Source organism: Tsukamurella paurometabola DSM 20162, from assembly GCF_000092225.1.
In the GTDB taxonomy this organism is placed as follows: domain Bacteria; phylum Actinomycetota; class Actinomycetes; order Mycobacteriales; family Mycobacteriaceae; genus Tsukamurella; species Tsukamurella paurometabola.
Window position 1 is genome coordinate 4,133,706 of sequence record NC_014158.1, and the last position, 19,481, is coordinate 4,153,186.

Genomic DNA, 19,481 nt, shown 5'->3' on the forward strand with positions numbered 1-19,481 from the left:
CGACTTCTCCGGATCCGAGACCCGGATCACCGATTCCACTCTGGTGATCGGCCTGGTGCTGCCCGATGTGATGGGCACCTACGGCGACGGCGGCAACGCCCTGGTACTGCGGCAGCGCGCACGGCTGCGTGGCATCGAGGCCGAGGTCCTGCCGATCACGCTGGCCGATCCGGTGCCTGCATCGTGCGACATCTACACCCTCGGCGGCGCCGAGGATTACGCGCAGCGGTTGGCGACTCGACACCTGTCGAAGTACCCCGGCATGCAGGAGGCTGCATCGAAAGGTGCACCGGTACTGGCGATCTGCGCCGCCATCCAGGTGCTGGGCCACTGGTACGAGACCTCCGAGGGCGAGCGGGTTGACGGCATATCGCTGTTCGACCTGACCACGGCCCCGCAGGCCACCCGCTCGATCGGCGAGATCGAGGGGCGTCCGCTCATCGACGGACTGACGCAGCCCCTCACCGGATTCGAGAACCACCGCGGCGGTTCGACTCTCGGTCCGGCCGCCGCCCCCTTGATGCGGGTGACTCGAGGCGTGGGCAACGGCGCCGGCGAGCCGGTGGACGGGGTGATCCAGGGCAGCGTGCTCGGCACCTACATGCACGGCCCGGCCCTCGCCCGGAACCCGGAACTGGCGGATTACCTGCTGGCGAAGGCGACCGGTCGTGAGCTGGAGCCGCTGGACCTCCCCGATGTGGAGTTGCTACGCCGCGAGCGCCTGCGCCGATAGCCCTACCAGAGACCGAGAACGGCCTGTTCGATCGCGAGCAGGCGCATCTTGGTCTGCACGCCGCCGGTCGCGGAGAAGCCACCTGTCCTCCCGTTCGCGGCAGTCACCCGGTGACACGGCACCACCGGCGGAAAAGGGTTCTCTCCCAAGGCTCGGCCCACCGCACGAGCGGACCCGGGTAGCCCGATCTCGTGGGCGACCTCGCCGTAGGTTCGCGTGTGCCCAGGCGGGATCCGACGGGCGACCTCGTACACGGCACGCTGGAAGTCGGTGAGCCCGTTCATATCCAGCACGACCCAGGTGAGATCGTCCTGGAGGTTGGTGCCGTCCGTCAACGCCACGACGGCATCGATAACCCGCTGAATCGTTTCCGGCGGAACGGATTCGGCGGCTCCATGCGCGATGAACGCCCCCGTCTGTTCGTCGGACTCCTCCGGCAGTCGCACCGCGTTCACGACACCGTCGGCGCTCCAGCCGATACCGCACCGCCCGATGGCGGTGTCGAAGAGAGCGAAACCGGCTGCCACCGTCAGTCCAGACCGTCGGCCAACGCAGCCAGATTGGCTTCCATGGCCGTCCGCCACAGATCGAGCCGGTACTCGATGATCCTCGCCTCGCGTTCAGGGTGCGCCGCGACGAAGGCGCGGAACGGCGACGCACCGTCGCCGACGCGTCCCCACTGCCGCACCAGCGCACCGTCACGGGAGGGATCCACCTCGAACCCCCAGGAGGTCCACGCTTCTCCGCCACCCTCGGGCCCCACCGACCACACCCAGCGGCGCCCCTCCTCGACCTCGATGACTTCCGCGTCGGTAGCCCACTCGCCCAGCTGATCGTTGCGGTTGTAGCCGCGGAAGCGGGCTCCCAGAGCCACCCGTTCAGCACCGTCGAGCCACTCGACGCGCTGCAACTCACCATCGGTCCGGGTGGGAAGTGAGATGTCGGTGACCAGGGCCCATGCCTGCTCCGGCGTGCAGGCGAGCTTCCGGGTGACCTCGATGACGGGGTTGTCGCGCAGTCGCATGAGCCGATCCTATTGGGCGGCGCGGGCGGACGACTCGACCTGCGCGCAGTAGGCCGCCCAGTCGTAACCGTCCGGCAGGTTGGTGTTCTCGGCCAGCAGGCCGACGGCACCGTCGACCGATTCCCGCACGATATCCGCCTGACCCGCGTGCCGGCCGAGGTCGAGGAGCACGTGCAGGGCGAGGCGGTGCAGCGTCACGCCGCGTCCGTTCTCGCCCCACCACGCGACCGTGCCGGTGGCATCCAGGGGGAGTTCGGACAGGGTCGCAGTGGCGTGCGCCCGGGCAGCTGCGAACAGATCGCGGATCGCCACGCTCGATTCGTCGGCCCGGACCCACAGGTCGTCGTTGGGATCGGCCCCGGGAGCCAGCGGATCGGGCAGATTCGGATGCCGGAAGGGGCGGCCGAAACAGTCACCCAGATAACCGGCGTCGACCATTGCGCAGTGTTTGACCAGCCCCAGCAGATTGGTACCGGTGGGAGTGAGCGGACGGCGCAGGTCGTACTCGCCGAGACCGTCGAGCTTCCACAGCAGCGCGTCCCGCGCGTGATCGAGATAGCGCTGCAGATCGTCCTTCATGACACCACTGTGGCAGACCCCACCGACATGCTCCGTCGCGAAACTGTCGCTCACAGGCGAACCGAGGACATTATGTCCACGCCCCGCCTCAGACCGGCAGATTCGCGACGATCTCGCACCGCTCGCGCGTGCCGTCCACGGCGAACCAGCCGCGTTCGAACTCCTGCCAGCGCCGCAGGTTCTCCCGCTCGGCCTCGCCGTCGCGGGCGACCGCCCGCTCCAGTCGCTGCGCGGCGGTGCCACCGTCGATCCACAGTGCGAGCGAGAGTCTGTCGGCGAACGACCGCCGGGCGCTGGAGACCCCCTCGACCACGATGAGTGGCGCCCACGGCAACCGCACCTCAGGGCCGGGGCGCGGGGTGCCGTCACGCCAGATCAGCGGTCGGTAATGGGCGTCCCAGCCGCGGGAGAGCGGAACGAGGACCTCCTCGAGCATCCGCGGCCACCAGGACACCGGGTCGTCCCAGGTGGCGTAGTGATCGGTCCGCACCAGGGCGACGCGGGCACCGCCCGCGCGCAGCTCGTCGACCAGCCGTTGGGCGTAGGTCGATTTCCCGGCGCCCGAAGGGCCGTCGACGGCGACGATGCCCTCGGGGTGGCCGAGCCGGGCCAGCAGCTGCGCGGCGTCCACGGTCAGCTCGGCGGCGTCTCTTCGAGCACGCGGGGCGGTTCGGCGAGCGAGCGCCGGCCGCTCATGGCGCGGCCCAGGGTGAGCTCGTCGGCGAACTCCAGCTCGGCGCCCATGGGCAGTCCGGCTGCGGGCCGGGTCACCGTGAGGCCGGGGAAGTCCTTGAGCATCCGCACCAGGAAGGCGGCAGTGGCCTCGCCCTCGGTGTTCGGGTCGGTGGCGATGATCACCTCGTCGACCTCCACCCCGTCGACCGCGGCACCGAGCCGCACCAGCAGCTCGCGGATCCGCAGTTTGTCGGGGCCGATGGCCTTGATCGGGTTCAGGGCGCCGCCGAGCACGTGATAGAGCCCGCGGTACTCGCGGGTGCGTTCCACAGCCTGGACGTCCTTGGCCTCCTCGACCACGCAGATCTTGGAGGCGTCGCGCCGCGAATCCGAGCAGATCCGACAGCGCACGTCGGCGGAGACGTTGCCGCACACCTCGCAGTACCGCACGTCGTCGCGTACGCGGGTGAGGGCATGGGTGAGCCGGTCGATCTCGCTGGGCTGTGCTCCCAGGAGGTGGAAGGCGATGCGCTGGGCGCCGCGCGGTCCCACCCCCGGGAGCTTGGCGAGCTCGTCGATCAGCTCTTGAACGGGGCCTTCGTACACGGGGTCAGAACGGCAGGCCGCCGGCCAGCGGGCCCATCTTCTGCTGCGCCAGCTCGGCGGTGTTGTTCGACAGGTCGGTGAGCGCACCCAGGACCAGATCCTGCAACGTCTCGACATCCTCCGGGTCGACGACCTTGGGGTCGATCACCAGCGAGGTGACCTGGCCGTCACCGGTGCCGATGACCTTGACGAGGCCCCCGCCGGCCTGTCCCTCGATCGTGGTGGCCTGCAGTTCGGCCTGCGCGGCCATGAGCTGCTGCTGCATCGCGCCGACCTGGGCCATCAAGTCTTCCATCGAGCCTCCGGGCTGCATTGCCGTCTCCCTCCGCCGGTCCCACGACCGCTATGTCCGATTCTTGTTGCTTGTGTTACCACTGCGCCGCATGAGGCGGTACAGTCCGAGCTGTGAAGACCCGTTTCGCCCTGCTGGCTGCGAGCCTCGTCCCGGCCATGATCCTCACCGGTTGCTCCAGCCTATCGCCCTCGGAGCCGGCCCTGGTGAACAACGCGGCGCCGGCCGCGGGCTCGCTTGCGGGCAAGAAGGTGTTCATCGACCCGGGTCACAACGGCAGCAACGACGCGTCGATCGGCAAGCAGGTGCCCACCGGCCGCGGCGGCACCAAGGAATGCCAGACCACCGGCACCACGGGAGTCAACGGCCTCGCGGAGCACACGTTCAACTACGCCGTGGCGTACCAGGTGTACCAACTCCTCAAGGCGGCGGGCGCGCAGGTACTCATGTCGCGCAACGACGACACCTCGGTGGGGCCGTGCGTCGACGCCCGCGCGAACGCAGCGAACCAGTTCGGGGCCGACGCCGCGGTCTCGATCCACGCCGACGGTTCCGCCGCTGGTAACCGAGGGTTTCACGTGAATCTTTCCTCGCCGCCGCTCAACCCTGCCCAGCAGGCGTCGACCGGATACGCGCAGGTCATGCGGGATGCGCTCGTGGGCGGCGGGTTCACCCCGGCCACCTACCTGGGCTCGGGCGGGTTGTACCCGCGCTCCGATCTGGCGGGCCTGAACCTCGCCACGGTGCCCTCGATCATGGTGGAATCCGGCAACCTCAAGGACCCCACCGAGGCGGCGATGCTCGCCTCCGCCGACGGGCAGCAGCGGCTCGCCCAGGCCATCGCCACGGGCGTCGCGAACTACCTCGGTTCCCGCTAGGGCGTCAGCTCGCGGGAGCTGACGAACTCCCGCTCGGCGCCGTCGATCGGATCGACGAAGGCCAGCCGCCGGGCCAGCAGCCGGAGCGGATCGGTGAAGTCACCGTCGATCACCTCGCGCGGTTCGGGGTAGAGCGGATCTCCCAGGATCGGCACCCCCAGGCGACTCATATGCAACCGCAGCTGGTGTGTCTTGCCCGTCTCGGGCCGCAACCGATAGCGCGCGATGGTGCCCAGTTCCGCCTCCAGCTCGACGTGTGATCGGGCGTTCACCGGCCCGTTCACCTCGTAGGCGCGCATGATCCCCGGGGTCTTCTCGATCCGGGATTCGACGGTGGCCGGCAGCTCCAGGTCGCGTCGGAGCGGCGCGAGCGCGGCGTACTCCTTGCGCGCCAGCCCCTGGGCGAACAGCTGTTGATAGGGACCGCGGACGGCGGGATCGCGGGTGAACAGGAGCACGCCGGCGGTGAGCCGGTCCAGCCGGTGCGCGGGCGAGAGCGACGGTTCGCCCAGCTCACGCCGCAGTCGAACCAGCGCGCTCTGCACCACCCGCGCGCCGCGGGGCATGGTCGCCAGGAAGTGCGGCTTGTCGACCACCACGATCCGGTCGTCGGCATGAATGATCGGCATCGGGAAGGGCACCGGCACCTCGTGCGGCAGCTCGCGATAGAGCCAGACCGCCTGTCGCGCGGTGACCGGCGAGGCGGGGCCGAGTGGTGCACCGCCGGAGGTGACCACGGAACCCGACGCGTACTCCCCCGCCAGGTATGCGGCGGTGCCGGGGAATCGCGCCTGAAGGACGTCACCGAGCGCGTGACCGGCCTCTTCCTCGGCGATCACCAATCGGGTCGCATCCACCCCGTCCCGCAGCGGCAGCGGCGGGACGGGGGTACCACGATGGCGACGTCGTGCCACTACCCCTTCTCGACCTGAACCCGGAGGTTGGTCAGCAGCTCGCCGTAGATGCGGGCCAGGCCCTTGGGGGCGAAGGTCTTCTCGAAGAAGCCACCGATACCGCCGGCGCCCTGCCAGGTGGTGGTGATGGTGACCGTGCTCTGATCACCCGCGCTGTCGGCCGCGACCACCCGGTAGGTGGTGACCATGGAGGAGTTCGCATCCTTCTCGGTCACGGTGTCGCCGTCGACGGTGACAGTGGCGTGCACATTGCGCGAACGCTTCTCGGTGGCCTGCAGGATCCACTCGGCCACGGTGCCGGTGCCCTGACCGCCCTCGAGCACGCGGTAGTCGCGGTAGTTCGGCGGCAGGATCTCGCCGCGATGGGTGTAGTCGGTGACGGCCGCGAGCACGCGGTCCGGCGTGGCGGCGATCGTGATGGACTTGGTGGCGGTTACCTGGGCCAACGTAGCTCGTTCCTCTGCTCTCGGGTTCGACGTTGAGCGTAGCGAATGGGTGGGCGGACGCGCGCGGACCGGGCGACGGGTATAGCGTCCAAGAGGTGAGTGCTCGGATCAGAACGCAGGCCCGCACTACGACGCCGATCGCGATCGGGGGCGAGGCCGCGTATCGCGAGGGCCTCGACCGCCTCCTGACCAGCTACCGCGCGATCGACGTGAATTCCCGAGTGCGACTGGCGAAGAAGACTTCGAACCTGTTCCGCGCCCGCGCCGCGACCGACACCCCCGGCTTGGACGTCTCCGGCCTCGGCTCGGTGATCTCCATCGATCCGCAGGCCCGCACCGCCGACGTCGGCGGCGTTTGCACGTACGAAGACTTCGTTGCTGCCACACTGCCTTTCGGCCTCGCACCGACGGTGGTGCCCCAGCTCAAGACGATCACTCTCGGCGGTGCGGTAACCGGTATGGGCATCGAGTCCAGTTCCTTCCGGACCGGCCTTCCGCACGAGGTGGTGCGGTCGATGGACATCCTCACCGGCGCCGGCGAGATCGTGACCGCCACCCCGGACGGACCGAACGCCGACCTGTACTTCGGCTTCCCCAACTCCTACGGCACGCTCGGCTACTCGACGCGGCTCACCGTGGAACTCGACGAGGTGGGCCGGTTCGTGGAGCTGCGGCACGTGCGCTTGCACGACCTCCGCGAACTGCAGACCACGATGAACGCGATCGTGGATGCGGGTGAATTCGACGGCGAGCGCGTGGACTATCTCGACGGAGTGGTGTTCACCCGGGACGAGGCCTACCTGACCCTGGGTCGCAAGACCGACGAGGACGGGCCCGTCAGCGACTACACCGGGATGGACATCTACTACCGCTCACTCCAGCACGAGGACGGGATCCCGCGCGACCGGCTCACCACCCACGACTACCTGTGGCGCTGGGACACCGACTGGTTCTGGTGCTCGCGTGCGTTCGGTGCGCAGAACCCCAAGGTCCGCAGGCTGTGGCCGAAGCACCTGTTGCGCAGCAGTTTCTACTGGAAGCTGGTGGCACTCGACCGGCGCTACGATATCGGCGATCGCCTGGCCGCCCGCAAGGGCGAGCCACCCGGCGAGCGCGTGGTGCAGGACGTCGAGGTGCGGATCGAGGGACTCACCGATTTCCTCGATTGGTTCCTCGACGAGATCCCGATCGAACCGATCTGGCTGTGCCCCTTGCGTCTCCGCGATCCGGCGCCCACCGGAGCGGACCCGCACCGGCCGTGGCCGTTGTACCCACTCGAACCGCACCACACCTATGTGAACGTGGGCTTCTGGTCCGCAGTCCCCAAGCAACCCGGTCAGATCGAGGGTCGGGCGAACCGGTTGATCGAGAAGAAGGTCTCGGAACTGGGCGGTCACAAATCGCTCTATTCGGAGGCGTTCTACGGGCGCGAGGAGTTCGATGCGCTCTACGGCGGTCCGGTCCTGGAACAATTGAAGACTCGTTACGACCCCGCGGGCAGGTTGCTGGGGCTGTACGACAAGACAGTCAGGAGGCAGTGAAACATGACGCGCCACACCCACACCGAGCACCTTCCCAAGCTGAGCCTCGCCGAGATCATCGAGAAGGTGGCGGGCGGGAATCTCGCTATCCGGGTCAAGGCCTACGACGGCTCGTCGGCCGGCCCCGACGATGCGGAGTACGGTCTGGAGCTGCTGACGCCCCGCGGGACGACCTATCTCGCCACCGCGCCCGGCGATATGGGGCTCGCTCGCGCTTACATCGCGGGCGACCTCGAGCTCACCGGCGCGCCCGCCGGTGATCCCTACCCCGCGCTGCGCGCCCTCTCCGACGATCTGAAGTTCGCCAAACCCACGCCGCGGCTGCTCGCGCAGATCGCGCGATCGGTGGGTCCCGAGCGACTCATCCCGGTCGCGCCGCCGCCGCAGGAGGCGCTGCCGCGCTGGCGGAGGATCGCAGAGGGGTTCCGGCACAGCAAGTCCCGCGATGCGGAGGCCATCCATCACCACTACGACGTGTCGAACCGGTTCTACGAGCTGGTACTCGGTCCGTCGATGACCTACACCTGCGCCTGCTACCCCACCGCGGACGCCTCGCTCGAGGAAGCGCAGGAGAATAAGTACCGCCTGGTGTTCGAGAAGCTGCGCCTCAAGCCGGGTGACCGGCTGCTCGATGTGGGCTGCGGCTGGGGCGGCATGGTGCGATACGCTGCCCAGCGCGGTGTCTACGCCATCGGCGCCACACTGTCGAAGGAACAGGCGCAATGGGCGCAGGCCGCGATCGAGGCCGAGGGCCTCGGCGAGTTCGCCGAGGTGCGGCACAGCGACTACCGCGACGTCCCCGAGGGCGATTTCGATGCGATCAGCTCGATCGGTCTCACCGAGCACATCGGCGTGCAGAACTATCCGTCGTACTTCACCTCGCTGCGCGAGAAGCTCAAGACCGGCGGACTCCTGTTGAACCACACCATCACCCGGCACGACAACAAACTCTCGGGCAAGGGCGGCCAATTCATCGACCGGTACATCTTCCCCGACGGTGAGCTGACCGGATCCGGTCGCGTGATCGCCGCGATCCAGGACATCGGCGGTATGGAGGTGCGGCACGAGGAGAACCTCCGCGAGCATTACGCGAAGACCCTCGCCGCCTGGTGCCAGAACCTGGTGGACAACTGGGACGAGGCGGTGGCCGAGGTGGGACTGGGTACGGCCCGGGTGTGGGGCCTGTATATGGCCGGGTGCCGACTCGGATTCGAACGGAACGTGGTGCAGTTGCACCAGGTGCTCGCGGTGAAGCTGGATGCCAAGGGCGGCGCCGGCGATCTGCCTCTACGACCCTGGTGGAACGCCTAGTTCCCGCCGCGGTACTTGATCACGAGCACGCCGCGCTCCGGATACAGGTAGGCGCGCACGGTGCCGGGCTCGACGGCCACATAGGAATCGAGCCCGGCGCTGGTGATTCCGGGGTCCCCGCTGCGGTTGATCTCCGCCGGAACGTCGGGCACCTCGTGCGTGACGGGCTCACCCGCGGCGTCCCGCAGGCGGGCGGCCACCTCGTCATCGCGCAGGACGATGTTGGCGTCGATCCACCCACTACCGGTGCTCCGAGAGGTGGTCGGACCGGAGACGTCGCCCAGCCATTTGACGCGGTACGCCTCGCCGATGTTCGTGACGCGCTTCTGGATCGGTTCCCGGTCCTGCCGCACCGCCACAGCGTCCTGCTGCGGCGCACCGGACGATCCGCAGGACACGAGGCTGCCCGCCATCATCGCTGTCGCGACGACGCCGGCCACCCGGACTGCGAGCCGCATCAGATGGGCCGGGCCCCGAGCTCGTTCTTGAGGAGTTCGAGCGCGATCTCCTCGGGATCGCGCCGCGGCGCCGACGCGCCGCCGCCCGCAGCGTCCTCGCGGGCCGCCTCGGCCATCATCTCCTCCTCGGAGACCTCGGCGACGGGTTCCGGCTCAGGCTCCGGCTCGGGCGGGAGCGGGATGTCGTCGTGGTGTGCGGGTGCCCGGTTCTCCCGGCCCGCGGGTCGCGGATCGGACTGCTGGGCCTGCTGATCGCCCTGGCGGCTGCGTCGCTCGAAGGTGGGAGCCTTACGCGGCGGCTCGGCGGGCGGACGCTGGCGCGGCGCGGCCTGCGAGGCAGCGGCCTGGGGCGCGCCGGCACCGTCGCCGACCTCGACATCCCAGTGCGTGCCGAAGACCTCGCGCACGGCGTCGCGCAGGTTACCCACGTGCTGTTGATCGCTGAACCGGGCGAGCAGTGCGGGGATCGCCAGCGCGAGGTGCAAGGTGTCGCCGACGACCCCGACGACCTGCATATTGGTCATCAAAGTGGCGGTGACCTTGCTGCGCTCACCGACGGCGCGAAGCACCTTCGGCCACGCGGTACGGACCTCGTCGACCGAGGGCCCGGCCGCGGCGGCCGGTGCCGCAGCGGGCTCGGGCGCGACGGGTTCGGACGCGGGCTCGGGCGCGACGGGTTCGGGCGCCGCCGGTTCCGGGGCAGGCTCCGATTCCGGAGCTGGACGGTGCATCACGGGAACCGCCTCGGCGGGCGGTTCCGGGGCCCGCTCCGGTTCGGCCGGCGCCGACTCCCCCTGCGGGACCGCCGTCGGCTGTGCGGCCGGTTGCGTGTCCGGTTCCGGCCGGGGCGCGGGCGGTTGCGGTGCGGGCGCGGTGACGGAGGCAGCGGCCTCGGACGCCGGTGCGGCCGCGGGCTCGGACGGTGCCTCGGCCGCTCGCTGGCTGGGACGGACGAACCGCTGCTCGCCCGCGGACGGGCCGGCTGGAGCCGGCGTTCCGGGCTGCGACGCCGCGGGAACGGAGACGGCAGTGGGAACCGATCCCGCGGCCTGTGGTGCACCCGCGGGTCGGCGTTCGAGGGCCTCGACCCGCTGCAACAGCGCGGCCTGCGATTCGTCGGCCGCGGGCAGCAACATCCGGGCGCACATCACCTCGAGCAGCAGCCGCGGCGACGTGGCGCCGCGCATCTCGGCGAGCGACGCGTGCGTCACCTCGGCACACCGGGTGAGGGTGGCGAGCCCCAATTGCCCGGCCTCGGTGCGCATCGTCTCCAGCACGTCGACGGGCACGTCGATCAGGCCGCGATCGGCCGCATCGGGCACGGTGTGCAGCAGGATCAGATCGCGGAAGCGCTCCAAGAGGTCGGTGGCGAAGCGGCGGGGATCGTGACCGGCCTCCATCACCCGCTCGACGGCACCGAACAGCGCGGCACCGTCTCCGGTGCCGAGGGCCTCGACCGCGGCGTCGATGAGCGCGGCGTCGGTGACGCCGAGCAGGCCCAGGGCGCGCTGGTAGGTGACGCCCTCGGGCCCGGCGCCGGCCAGCAACTGATCCATGATCGACAGCGAGTCACGGGGCGAGCCGCCACCGGCACGGATCACCAGCGGATACACCTGCGGCTCGACCGCCACGTGTTCGGCGCCGGTGATCTTCTCCAGCAGCGGCCGCATCACGTTGGGCGCCAGCAGACGGAACGGGTAGTGGTGCGTACGCGAGCGGATGGTGGTGAGCACCTTCTCCGGCTCGGTGGTGGCGAAGATGAAGATGAGGTGCTCCGGTGGCTCCTCGACGATCTTCAGCAGCGCGTTGAAGCCCTGCGGGGTCACCATGTGCGCCTCGTCCACGATGAACACGCGATACCGCGATTCGGCGGGGGCGTAGAAGGCGCGGTCACGCAGTTCCCGGGCGTCGTCCACACCGCCGTGGCTGGCGGCGTCCATCTCGGTGACGTCGAGGTTTCCGGGGCCGCCGGGAGCGAGAGCAACGCAGGAGTTGCACACGCCGCAGGGCGTGGACGTGGGGCCCTGTTCGCAGTTGAGCGATCGGGCCAGGATGCGGGCCGACGAGGTCTTTCCGCAGCCACGCGGCCCGGAGAACAGGTAGGCGTGGTTGATCCGGCCGGAATCGAGCGCGACGCTCAGCGGTTCGGTGACGTGCTCCTGTCCCACGACCTCGGCGAACGTCGCGGGACGGTACTTCCGGTAGAGAGCCACGGTGTCAGGCTACCGGTGCCGTCCGACGGTCACTGCGGGCCGTTCGGATGCTGCGGGAACGATCCGGTGTCCGTCGTTCCCGGCGCGGGCGGCAGTACCGGGATCTGGCCCGTCTGGAACGGGGCCGGGGGCGCCGCGGGGACCGCCGCCGGCCCGGACCGGCCGGCCGCGAGACGATCGGCGAGCGCCAGCGCGAGCAGCATGCAGAGTGAGACGAACAGCACGAGGACGAACGCGGGGTGCACCTGGACGAGCACGAGCCCGGCGATCAGCAGCACGGCCCAGCCGCAGCAGCTCGCGACGCGAGCCGGGAGCGAGCCCTTCGCGAGGAACACGGCGAGACCAACGAAGGACACCAGCAGGCCCACGAGCATCACGGCCACCGGAGCCAGCAGGGTGACCGCGTACAGGCCGAGGTCGTAGGTATCGGCGCCGAGCCGTGTCGACGAGCCGGCATCTCCAGTGGAGGTCATCCAGTAGATCACCAGGCCGAGCAGGGTGAGAATCGCGATGAGCGCCTGGATCAGGGCCAGCGCGCGGTACAGACGCGGCACCGGGGCCGGATACGGGTACATGGTCTTCCCCCTCGTTTGCGAGTGCACCGTCCACGCTAGCGTCCCGCCGTCCGCTGCGCCGGAACGAAAGGGGAAGCCGCACCCACGGATCTCCACGGGTGCGGCTTCGGGCCGAGCGGTCTACTTCTTGGTGCGGTCCAGGCCCAGCACGTCGGTGATGTAGAAGAACGGGTCGGTCTGGTCGGTGAGGCCGACCACGTTGGCGGCGCCGGGACCGTATGCGGCGATCCGCACCTGACCGCCGGTGTGCTGCTCCTCGCCCGGATCGAGCGAGGTTCCGTAGTTCACGGTGAGCGTGCCGCCGTCCTTGGTGTTCAGCGTGCGCGTCAGGCCCGGAGTCACGCTGCCGGTCTCGATGATCTGGCTGGTGTGGGCGTGGTCGCCGGTCACGATGACCAGGGTGTCCTTGTCCTGCTTGGCGAATTCCAACGCGGTGCTCACGGCGTCGGAGAGCTGGACGGTCTCACCGATCTGGCCGCACGGGTCGGCGTCGTGGTTGGCCTTGTCGACCGATCCGGACTCGACCTGCAGGAAGAAGCCCTTGTCGCCCTTGAGCAGATCGATGGCCTTCTTGGTCAGCGACTGCAGCTTCGGCGTGGCACCGAAGGCCGGGTTCGGCGAGCAGGTCACCGCCGGCTCCTTGCCGCCTTCCTTGGTGGCGGTGGCCTTGTCCCACAGGCGCGGCAGGTTCCCGTCGGCGAACACGCCGAGCAGGGGCTTGTCCTGGTTCGCGTCCTTGATCCCGTCGAGCTCCTCACCCGAGCGGACGATCTGGTAACCGCGCTCCTTGGCCTGCACCTCGAGCGTCTTCCCGGTGTACTCGCCGGCATCGGCGGTCTGCTGGAAGGTCTTCCAGCCGCCGCCGAGGGTCACATCCGCCCGTGCGGTGAGCAGCTGCTCGGTGATCGAACCGCGGCCGCCGCTGGCGAGCGAATCCGAACCGCACTTCTCCTTGGTCTCGACGGGGCCGTAGCACTTGCGCTGCGCCACGTGCGCGACCTGCACGGCCGGGGTGGCGTCCTGCAGCTCTGTGGTGGTGACGTTGCCGGTCTTGCGGCCGTTGGCCTTCGCGATCTCCAGGATGGACGGCTGAGCCTTACCGTTGACGTCCACGCCGACGGCACCGTTGTAGGTCTTGGTGCCGGTCGACCAGGCGGTACCGGAGGCTGCGGAATCGGTGGTGTAGTCCGGCTTCTTGGTGTCCTTGTTGAGCGCGTACGTGGTGTAGTCGCCGGACAGTGGGAGCTGGTCGATACCGGGGATCTGGCCGCCGGCGCCCCACTGGTAGTCGCGGGCGAGGGTGAGTTCCTGGTTGGCGGTGCCGTCGCCAATGATCAGGATGACGTTCTTGGCCTTCGACTTCTGGATCGAATCGGCGATCGCCTGAGTCTGGTCGCCGTCCAGCCGCCGGGCGCCGCCGTTGATGGTGACATCGCCCGCGGCCTGGCGCGTGATGTCGACGCCTGCGGCCGTGTCGCCGGATGTGCCCGGGCCGTCGTTCGTGCCCTTGTTGCCACACGCGGCGGCCACCACCGCGACCGCGGCCACCGTGCTGACGGCCATCGCCGCGCGCACCTTCTTACCCTCGAATGTCATCATTCATGCATAGGACCATATGTATTTGAACGCTCGCCGTTCGCCGGGTGAACTCTCGGAACTCACCAGCTCAGCGCCGGGAATCACGCCGCCGGGCGAACGCCTGAGCCAGCGCGGAACCGAACAAAAGCCCCAAAGCGAGCGCGCAGATCACGGCGGCCACATCGACCGCGGTGCGTGCACCCTGCGCCGGATCGAGGCCCACCGAGGTCACCGACAACAAGCCCAGGCTGCCGGGCACCAGCACCCAGAACGCGGGCAGGAACACCACGAGCCGCGGTAGGTCGGGGCGGACGGATTCGGCGATCGAGGCGCCGAGGCTCCCCGCAACGGCACCCAGGAAGCCGCCGAGCACCGCACCCGAGAGCTCCTGCCCGGCGAGCTGGGCACCGAAGGCCGCGGCCACCACGCAGACGATCGGGGGCAGCAGCCGCATCGACGCGCCCTCGTTGAGACACACCCCGATGCAGATGAGCAGCAGACCCACCGGCGGCCCCCACCAGCCGAGTTCGTTGACGCGCAGGTTGATCATCAGTTCCGGCGCCACGTTCAGCATCGTGGTGGCGCTGAACACGCCGATCGAGAACAGCATCAGCGCGACGATGCCGAAGGTGAGCCGTGCGGTGCCGGCGACCATCGCGCCCGCGGCCAGTTCCGACATGCCGGTCACCATCAGCGCACCGGGGAGCAGCACCGCCAGCGGCGCGAGCAGGGTGCGCAGCGGACCGTCGAGCCAGCCGGCCTGGGCCGCGGCGAAGACGCCGGTCGAGACGGTGAAGGCCGCGATCGTGGGCAGCAGGGTGGATACGAACTGCACCCGCCCGGACAGTGTCACCAACAGCATCACCACCACTCCGCCGATCGCCGCCGCGGCGATGTTCGCCCAGCCGGGCTGCAGCAGCATCGCGATGCCGATCGCGATCACCGACCAGGAAGCGTCCTGCACCCACCGGGAGTAACGGTGCGGCAGCGAGCGCAGCGAGCCGAGCCGGCCGAAGGCCTCGTCGGGTGCGGTGGTGCCGGCGACGAGGCCCCGTCGGACATCGTCGACCACGGCGGATTGTTCCAGCCGGAGCGGACCGTCGATCGATTCGAAGGTGGCCGGCTCGCCGGGGGCCAGGCCCACGGTGAGTCCGGTGGGTGTAGCCCCGACCTGCGTCATCGGGTGCCCCAGTGCGGTGGCGACGGCGCGCAGTTCGTCCTCCACCTCGTGCACGGGTTGGCCGCCGGCGATCATGGCGGCGCCCAGATAAGCGAGGAGCCGGCGGTGCTCGGCCCCGGCATCGGGTACCCGGTCAGGCGTCACGACCCGACCGGTCCGCCCGGGCGAGATACGCCGCACTGCCGATCAGGGTGGCCAGGAACAGCCAGACGTAGACACCGCCCGCGAGGGCCTTGAGCACAGGATTGTCGAAGGGCCGCAAGAAGATACCGATGGCATAGGTGTCGTGCACGGTCTCGACCCCGGTGGGCTGCAGGTTCGGGAAATAGGTGACCCAGATGAACGTGGCCGCCACCAGCGCGAGCGGCGCCACCAGGTAGGCCAGGCGGTGCGGCCAGTCTGTCGCGAGCAACGCCGGGGTGAGCAGCACGATGAGCAGCGGCACGAACCACACCCAGTGGTGGCCCCACGAGAACGGCGAGACGGCGCACGCGGTGAGGCCGACGAGGGTGATCGCGAGCAGCACGTGACCGCGCCGGTACGCCCACGCGGCCACGGCGAGACCGGCGAGCGCGGCGGGCACGGCCGCGAGCAGCCAGTGCGCGGTCGACGGTTCGTCAGCATGGGAGAGGTAGGCGATCAGGCCGTTGATGGACTGGTTGCCCACCTGGTTGGGCTCGCCCACGCGGTTCGCGTCGAGGAACGTGCCCGACCAGTACTTCAGCGATTCCTGCGGGATCACCGCGAAGCCGATGGCCACGGTGCCGGCGAGGGTGATCAGCGCATTGCGGGCCTCGCGCCACTGCCGGGTGACCACGAGGTAGGCGAGGAAGAACAGCGGCGTGAGCTTGATGCCGGCGGCGATGCCGATGCTGAATCCCTTGCCGCGCGACCCCTTCGGGCGTCCGAGGTCCCACAGCAGGATCAGCATGAGGAAGACGTTGATCTGCCCGAACCAGATCGTGGTGCGCACCGGTTCGAGCACCGTGGCCACCAGGGTGAGGCAGATCGCGGCGAACCAGACCCGGCGGTCGCGGGCGAAGCCCAGCAGCCGGAAGGCGATCAGGATGCAGGCCAGCAGCGCGACCATGATCGCGATCGTCCACACCCAGCGCAGCACCTCGGTCGACATCCACGAGAGCGGAACGAAGATCACGCCCGCGAAGGGCGTGTACGTGAAGGGCAGGATGTCGTTGAGCAGCGGACCGTCGTAGAGGCCGGCCCCGCCGTGCGCCACGATCTCGCCACCCTTGCGGTAGACCTCGGCGTCAATCTGGTTGTGGAACAGGCCGAACATCGGCGTGGAGAACGGGATTCGCACGAACTGCTGCCACACCGCGATCCCGGCGGCCACGGCGAACAGCGCCATCACCCACCACTGGCGCGGGAACCGCCGGCTGATCTCGTTCGCCACCGGCGCGATCCTCCTGCTCAGACCCCTACTGCTGCTGCATCAATTTCTCAGCAGAAGCCAAGAGTACACAGGTCGCCACGCCGTCCATCGCGGTCTCCAGCTCCGCGATGGACGGGAAGGTAGGGGCGAGCCGGATGTTCCGATCGTGCGGGTCTTCCCCATGCGGGAAGGTGGCGCCGGCGGCGGTCAGGGCGATGCCCGCCTCCTTGGCCAGGGCGACGGTGCGCTTGGCGGTGCCGTCGAGCACGTCGAGGCTGATGAAGTAGCCGCCCGTGGGCTCGCTCCAGGATGCGACCTTCGCCGCGGCGAGCCGGTCCTCGAGGATCTCCAGGACGCGGGCGAACTTGGGCGCGATGAGGTCACGGTGGCGGCGCATGTGGGCGCGCACGCCTTCCGCGTCGCCGAAGAACCGGACGTGCCGCAGCTGGTTCACCTTGTCGGGCCCGATCGAGGTGAGGCCCGTGTACTTGCCGTACCAGGCCAGGTTCTCGGCGGAGGCGCCGAAGAAGCTCACACCGGCACCCGCGAAGGTGATCTTCGAGGTGCTGGCCAGCACGTACGGCCGGTTCGGGTGCCCGGCTTCGGCGGCCAGGCCCAGGATGTCGGGGTCCGACGGTGCATCCCCCACCAGGGCGTGCACGGCGTAGGCGTTGTCCCAGAAGATCCGGAAGTCGGGCGCGGCGGTCGGCATCGACGCCAACTCGCGGGTGACCTCCTCGGAGAACACGGAGCCCGTCGGGTTCGAGAACTTCGGGACCGCCCAGATGCCCTTGATCGAGGGATCCTTGGCCACCAGCTCCTTGACGACGGCCATATCGGGGCCGTCCGGGTTCAGTGGCACCACGATCATCTCGATGCCGAGCTCTTCGGTGATGGCGAAGTGCCGGTCGTATCCAGGGGCGGGGCAGAGGAATTTGACGGTCTCCTCGGCACCCCACGGCCGTTCGCCGTCGACCGTGCCATGGATCCACGCCAGGGTGATCAGGCGGTGCATGATCTCGAGGCTGGAGTTGTTCTGCGCATAGAGATTGGCGGTCGGGATGCCGAGCAGCTCGCCGAAGATGGCGCGGAGCTCGGGCAGACCGGCGAGGCCGCCGTAGTTGCGGGTGTCGGTGCCGTCGGCGGCGCGGTAGTCACCCTCGCCGGGCAGCGCGAGCAGCGCGTTCGACAGATCGAGCTGATCGGGGGCGGGCTTCCCGCGGGTGAGGTCCAGTGTCAGCCCCTGGGCCTTCAGTGTCTCGTACAGTCCCGTCAGCGTCGCATGGACGTCGGCGAGTTCGGACTGACTCAGGGACACGTACGTGGACATCGGGTGCGCCTCCGGCGGAATTCGGGCCCGGACATGAAGGGGACTCCGCGCACCCGCCAGAGCCCGTTGACCCTTGCTGCGTTCCCGCCCTGGGGGAGTTCACAGGATGGACGCCGCGCGGAGTCCATCGACCACTATACGTGGTCAGCCGATTTCGGGTCACAGGGACCCGTCGTCTAGGATGGTCGACGGAGGATTCGCCTAGTGGCCTATGGCGCTCGCCTGGAACGCGGGTTGGGTTAATAGCCCTCAGGGGTTCAAATCCCCTATCCTCCGCCGCGAGAATGCCCGCGATCAGCACATCTGGTCGCGGGCATTCTTCATGTCCCGACCTTCATCCTGCGAGATCGGCGACCACGGCGCCGAGCCGCGGGAACAGGGTGCGACTCCAGCCGCGTTCGACGGCGTTGCGGGCGAAGGCCTGCTGCCGGTCGTCGATATCGAAGCCGCTGAACACCAGGAGCACCCGGGTGCCGGTGCCCTCGGGCACCAGCGTGAAGTCCACCATCCACCGCATCGGTCGGGCTGCCCGCAGGTCGGTGTAGCTGTGGGTGAACCGCCTCGCCGGGTCGGCCGTGACCACCTCGCAGGAGACCTCGCCCGGCGGATCGGACGGGATCTCCAGAATGAATGTGCTCCCCACTTGGGCGCGTAATCCCACCGGGCGCGCGCACCAGCGCTCCATGAGGTCCGGCTCGGTGAGCGCCCGCCAGACCGTCTCGGGCGAAGCCGCCATGAACATGTCGAGTTCCACGGCGGTGCGATCACGCTCGATCTCGAACATTCTCCGAGAGTAGGCGAGACTGGACGCCTGGAGAGGGGGTCTCGGTGACGGATTCACGGTTCCGCAGCGCCGCGGGTGGTCAGCGAGTGCGTGCGGAGTACACGCGCTTGCTTGCGGAGTACCTGCCGGAGGTGACGCGCACCGTCGTCGACGGGACGCATGTGCTCAGTGCCGGACCGGCCGGGGCGCCTCCGGTGCTTCTCCTGCACGGTTCGGGCGGCACGTCGCTGAACTGGGCGGCGGAGATTCCCGCCCTCGCGGCGACGCGGCGGGTACACGCGATCGATCTCCCCGGCGAGCCGGGCGGCACCGTCGTCGAGCGGCTGCCGCTGGAACCCGGTACGCACGCCGCATGGCTGGCCGGAGTCGCGGACGCCCTCGATGTGCAGCGCGCGACGGTGATCGGGGAATCCCTGGGCGGCTGGGTGGCGCTCGACTACGCGTCGGCGCATCCATCCCGGGTCACGACGCTCGGCCTGCTGGTGCCGGGAGGGCTGGGGCCACGGCGGATCGCGCCGCTGTTCGTCGCGGGTCTGCTGAGCCTGCTGGGCGAACCGGGGCGGCGGCGCGCGATGAGCTACTTCACCGGCTGGCACCCGTCGGGGAGCCCCGGTCTGGAATCGGATCTCGCGGCGTTCAGCGGGCTCGTCTTCCGCGCCTTCGCACCGCGCACCGATGGTCTGCCCGAGTTCGACGATGCGACCCTCGCGGCCGTCACCGCACCGGTCACGGCCGTCTTCGGCGCGCGGGACCGGATGCTGGACGGCCGCAAGGGCGCCGCCCGGGCGCGAGCGGCGTTCGGCGATGCCTCCGTGACCGTGGAGCCCGACGGCGGACACCTGCTCCCCGACCGGCTGGCGCGGGTCATGGCCGCGGCGGGCGCCGACGACTAGCGGCTCCGCGCCCCGTTTGGGCGAACTGTCCGGTTAGTGTGGTCCCTCACAAAAGATCTCCTTCCGCTGCGCAACGCG

21 protein-coding genes, 1 tRNA gene and 1 other RNA gene are annotated in these 19,481 nt (G+C 69.4%); 6 read left to right on the top strand and 17 right to left on the bottom strand.

Annotation, left to right across the window (positions count from 1 at the left end; genetic code table 11):
• Nucleotides 1-25: 25 nt before the first annotated feature.
• Nucleotides 26-733, top strand: coding sequence for a type 1 glutamine amidotransferase (locus TPAU_RS20015; RefSeq protein ID WP_041945319.1), 708 nt, complete (start codon nucleotides 26-28; stop codon nucleotides 731-733).
• Nucleotides 734-735: 2 nt separating this feature from the next.
• Here TPAU_RS20015 and TPAU_RS20020 read toward each other — a convergent pair whose 3' ends face one another.
• The 6 genes from TPAU_RS20020 to TPAU_RS20045 form a co-directional block, all read right to left on the bottom strand.
• Nucleotides 736-1,260 carry a methylated-DNA--[protein]-cysteine S-methyltransferase gene (locus TPAU_RS20020; protein WP_013128566.1) on the bottom strand — a complete coding sequence of 175 codons (525 nt, stop codon included), beginning with the start codon at nucleotides 1,258-1,260 and terminating at the stop codon, nucleotides 736-738.
• A gap of 2 nt (nucleotides 1,261-1,262) precedes the next feature.
• Nucleotides 1,263-1,757 carry an SRPBCC family protein gene (locus tag TPAU_RS20025; RefSeq protein ID WP_013128567.1) on the bottom strand — a complete coding sequence of 165 codons (495 nt, stop codon included), beginning with the start codon at nucleotides 1,755-1,757 and terminating at the stop codon, nucleotides 1,263-1,265.
• 9 nt (nucleotides 1,758-1,766) lie between these two features.
• Nucleotides 1,767-2,336: a DinB family protein gene (locus TPAU_RS20030; RefSeq protein ID WP_013128568.1), complete on the bottom strand. Its 570-nt coding sequence runs from the start codon at nucleotides 2,334-2,336 to the stop codon at nucleotides 1,767-1,769.
• A gap of 88 nt (nucleotides 2,337-2,424) precedes the next feature.
• Nucleotides 2,425-2,967, bottom strand: a complete 543-nt coding sequence (locus TPAU_RS20035; protein ID WP_013128569.1) for a uridine kinase family protein — start codon at nucleotides 2,965-2,967, stop codon at nucleotides 2,425-2,427.
• Between the two features lie 2 nt (nucleotides 2,968-2,969).
• Nucleotides 2,970-3,617 carry a recombination mediator RecR gene (gene recR, locus TPAU_RS20040; protein ID WP_013128570.1) on the bottom strand — a complete coding sequence of 216 codons (648 nt, stop codon included), beginning with the start codon at nucleotides 3,615-3,617 and terminating at the stop codon, nucleotides 2,970-2,972.
• Nucleotides 3,618-3,621: 4 nt separating this feature from the next.
• Entirely contained in the window at nucleotides 3,622-3,930 is a 309-nt protein-coding gene (locus tag TPAU_RS20045) for a YbaB/EbfC family nucleoid-associated protein (protein ID WP_041944517.1), read from the bottom strand.
• 92 nt (nucleotides 3,931-4,022) lie between these two features.
• Between TPAU_RS20045 and TPAU_RS20050 the strand changes: the two genes are divergently transcribed.
• Complete coding sequence (locus tag TPAU_RS20050; protein WP_013128572.1) at nucleotides 4,023-4,787, top strand: Rv3717 family N-acetylmuramoyl-L-alanine amidase; 765 nt, start codon at nucleotides 4,023-4,025, stop codon at nucleotides 4,785-4,787.
• Here the strand turns inward: TPAU_RS20050 and TPAU_RS20055 are convergent.
• On the bottom strand, nucleotides 4,784-5,701 hold the full coding sequence (locus tag TPAU_RS20055) for a pseudouridine synthase (RefSeq protein ID WP_013128573.1): 918 nt from the start codon (nucleotides 5,699-5,701) through the stop codon (nucleotides 4,784-4,786). The genes TPAU_RS20050 and TPAU_RS20055 overlap by 4 nt on opposite strands.
• The gene (locus TPAU_RS20060; protein WP_013128574.1) at nucleotides 5,701-6,147 is read right to left on the bottom strand and encodes an SRPBCC family protein; all 447 of its coding nucleotides are present in this window, start codon (nucleotides 6,145-6,147) and stop codon (nucleotides 5,701-5,703) included. Before TPAU_RS20060 ends, TPAU_RS20055 begins: the two co-directional genes overlap by 1 nt.
• Before the next feature lie 143 nt (nucleotides 6,148-6,290).
• Between TPAU_RS20060 and TPAU_RS20065 the strand changes: the two genes are divergently transcribed.
• The gene (locus TPAU_RS20065; RefSeq protein WP_041945322.1) at nucleotides 6,291-7,688 is read left to right on the top strand and encodes an FAD-binding oxidoreductase; all 1,398 of its coding nucleotides are present in this window, start codon (nucleotides 6,291-6,293) and stop codon (nucleotides 7,686-7,688) included.
• A 3-nt stretch (nucleotides 7,689-7,691) separates the two neighbouring features.
• Nucleotides 7,692-8,999, top strand: a complete 1,308-nt coding sequence (locus TPAU_RS20070; protein WP_013128576.1) for a class I SAM-dependent methyltransferase — start codon at nucleotides 7,692-7,694, stop codon at nucleotides 8,997-8,999.
• Here TPAU_RS20070 and TPAU_RS20075 read toward each other — a convergent pair.
• From TPAU_RS20075 to ffs, 8 genes are all read right to left on the bottom strand, one after another.
• Entirely contained in the window at nucleotides 8,996-9,457 is a 462-nt protein-coding gene (locus tag TPAU_RS20075; RefSeq protein WP_013128577.1) for a hypothetical protein, read from the bottom strand. The genes TPAU_RS20070 and TPAU_RS20075 overlap by 4 nt on opposite strands.
• Entirely contained in the window at nucleotides 9,457-11,670 is a 2,214-nt protein-coding gene (locus tag TPAU_RS20080) for a DNA polymerase III subunit gamma and tau (RefSeq protein WP_013128578.1), read from the bottom strand. The genes TPAU_RS20075 and TPAU_RS20080 overlap by 1 nt, the downstream gene beginning before the upstream one ends.
• Before the next feature lie 29 nt (nucleotides 11,671-11,699).
• Nucleotides 11,700-12,245, bottom strand: coding sequence for a hypothetical protein (locus TPAU_RS20085; RefSeq protein WP_013128579.1), 546 nt, complete (start codon nucleotides 12,243-12,245; stop codon nucleotides 11,700-11,702).
• Nucleotides 12,246-12,365: 120 nt separating this feature from the next.
• Complete coding sequence (gene phoA, locus TPAU_RS20090; RefSeq protein WP_013128580.1) at nucleotides 12,366-13,844, bottom strand: alkaline phosphatase; 1,479 nt, start codon at nucleotides 13,842-13,844, stop codon at nucleotides 12,366-12,368.
• Between the two features lie 67 nt (nucleotides 13,845-13,911).
• Complete coding sequence (locus tag TPAU_RS20095; protein WP_013128581.1) at nucleotides 13,912-15,147, bottom strand: threonine/serine exporter family protein; 1,236 nt, start codon at nucleotides 15,145-15,147, stop codon at nucleotides 13,912-13,914.
• Complete coding sequence (locus TPAU_RS20100; protein ID WP_013128582.1) at nucleotides 15,137-16,417, bottom strand: glycosyltransferase 87 family protein; 1,281 nt, start codon at nucleotides 16,415-16,417, stop codon at nucleotides 15,137-15,139. The genes TPAU_RS20095 and TPAU_RS20100 overlap by 11 nt, the downstream gene beginning before the upstream one ends.
• Nucleotides 16,418-16,442: 25 nt before the next feature.
• Entirely contained in the window at nucleotides 16,443-17,726 is a 1,284-nt protein-coding gene (locus TPAU_RS20105; RefSeq protein ID WP_013128583.1) for an aspartate aminotransferase type Ic, read from the bottom strand.
• Nucleotides 17,727-17,760: 34 nt separating this feature from the next.
• Nucleotides 17,761-17,855: signal recognition particle sRNA small type (gene ffs / locus TPAU_RS22115), an RNA gene on the bottom strand.
• 61 nt (nucleotides 17,856-17,916) lie between these two features.
• Here ffs and TPAU_RS20110 point away from each other — a divergent pair.
• Nucleotides 17,917-18,002: transfer RNA gene (locus tag TPAU_RS20110), tRNA-Ser, on the top strand.
• Nucleotides 18,003-18,060: 58 nt separating this feature from the next.
• On the opposite strand, the gene TPAU_RS20115 is transcribed toward TPAU_RS20110, so the two are convergent.
• Nucleotides 18,061-18,510, bottom strand: coding sequence for an SRPBCC family protein (locus TPAU_RS20115; RefSeq protein WP_013128584.1), 450 nt, complete (start codon nucleotides 18,508-18,510; stop codon nucleotides 18,061-18,063).
• A 44-nt stretch (nucleotides 18,511-18,554) separates the two neighbouring features.
• Between TPAU_RS20115 and TPAU_RS20120 the strand changes: the two genes are divergently transcribed.
• Complete coding sequence (locus tag TPAU_RS20120) at nucleotides 18,555-19,403, top strand: alpha/beta fold hydrolase (RefSeq protein WP_013128585.1); 849 nt, start codon at nucleotides 18,555-18,557, stop codon at nucleotides 19,401-19,403.
• Nucleotides 19,404-19,481 lie beyond the last annotated feature (78 nt).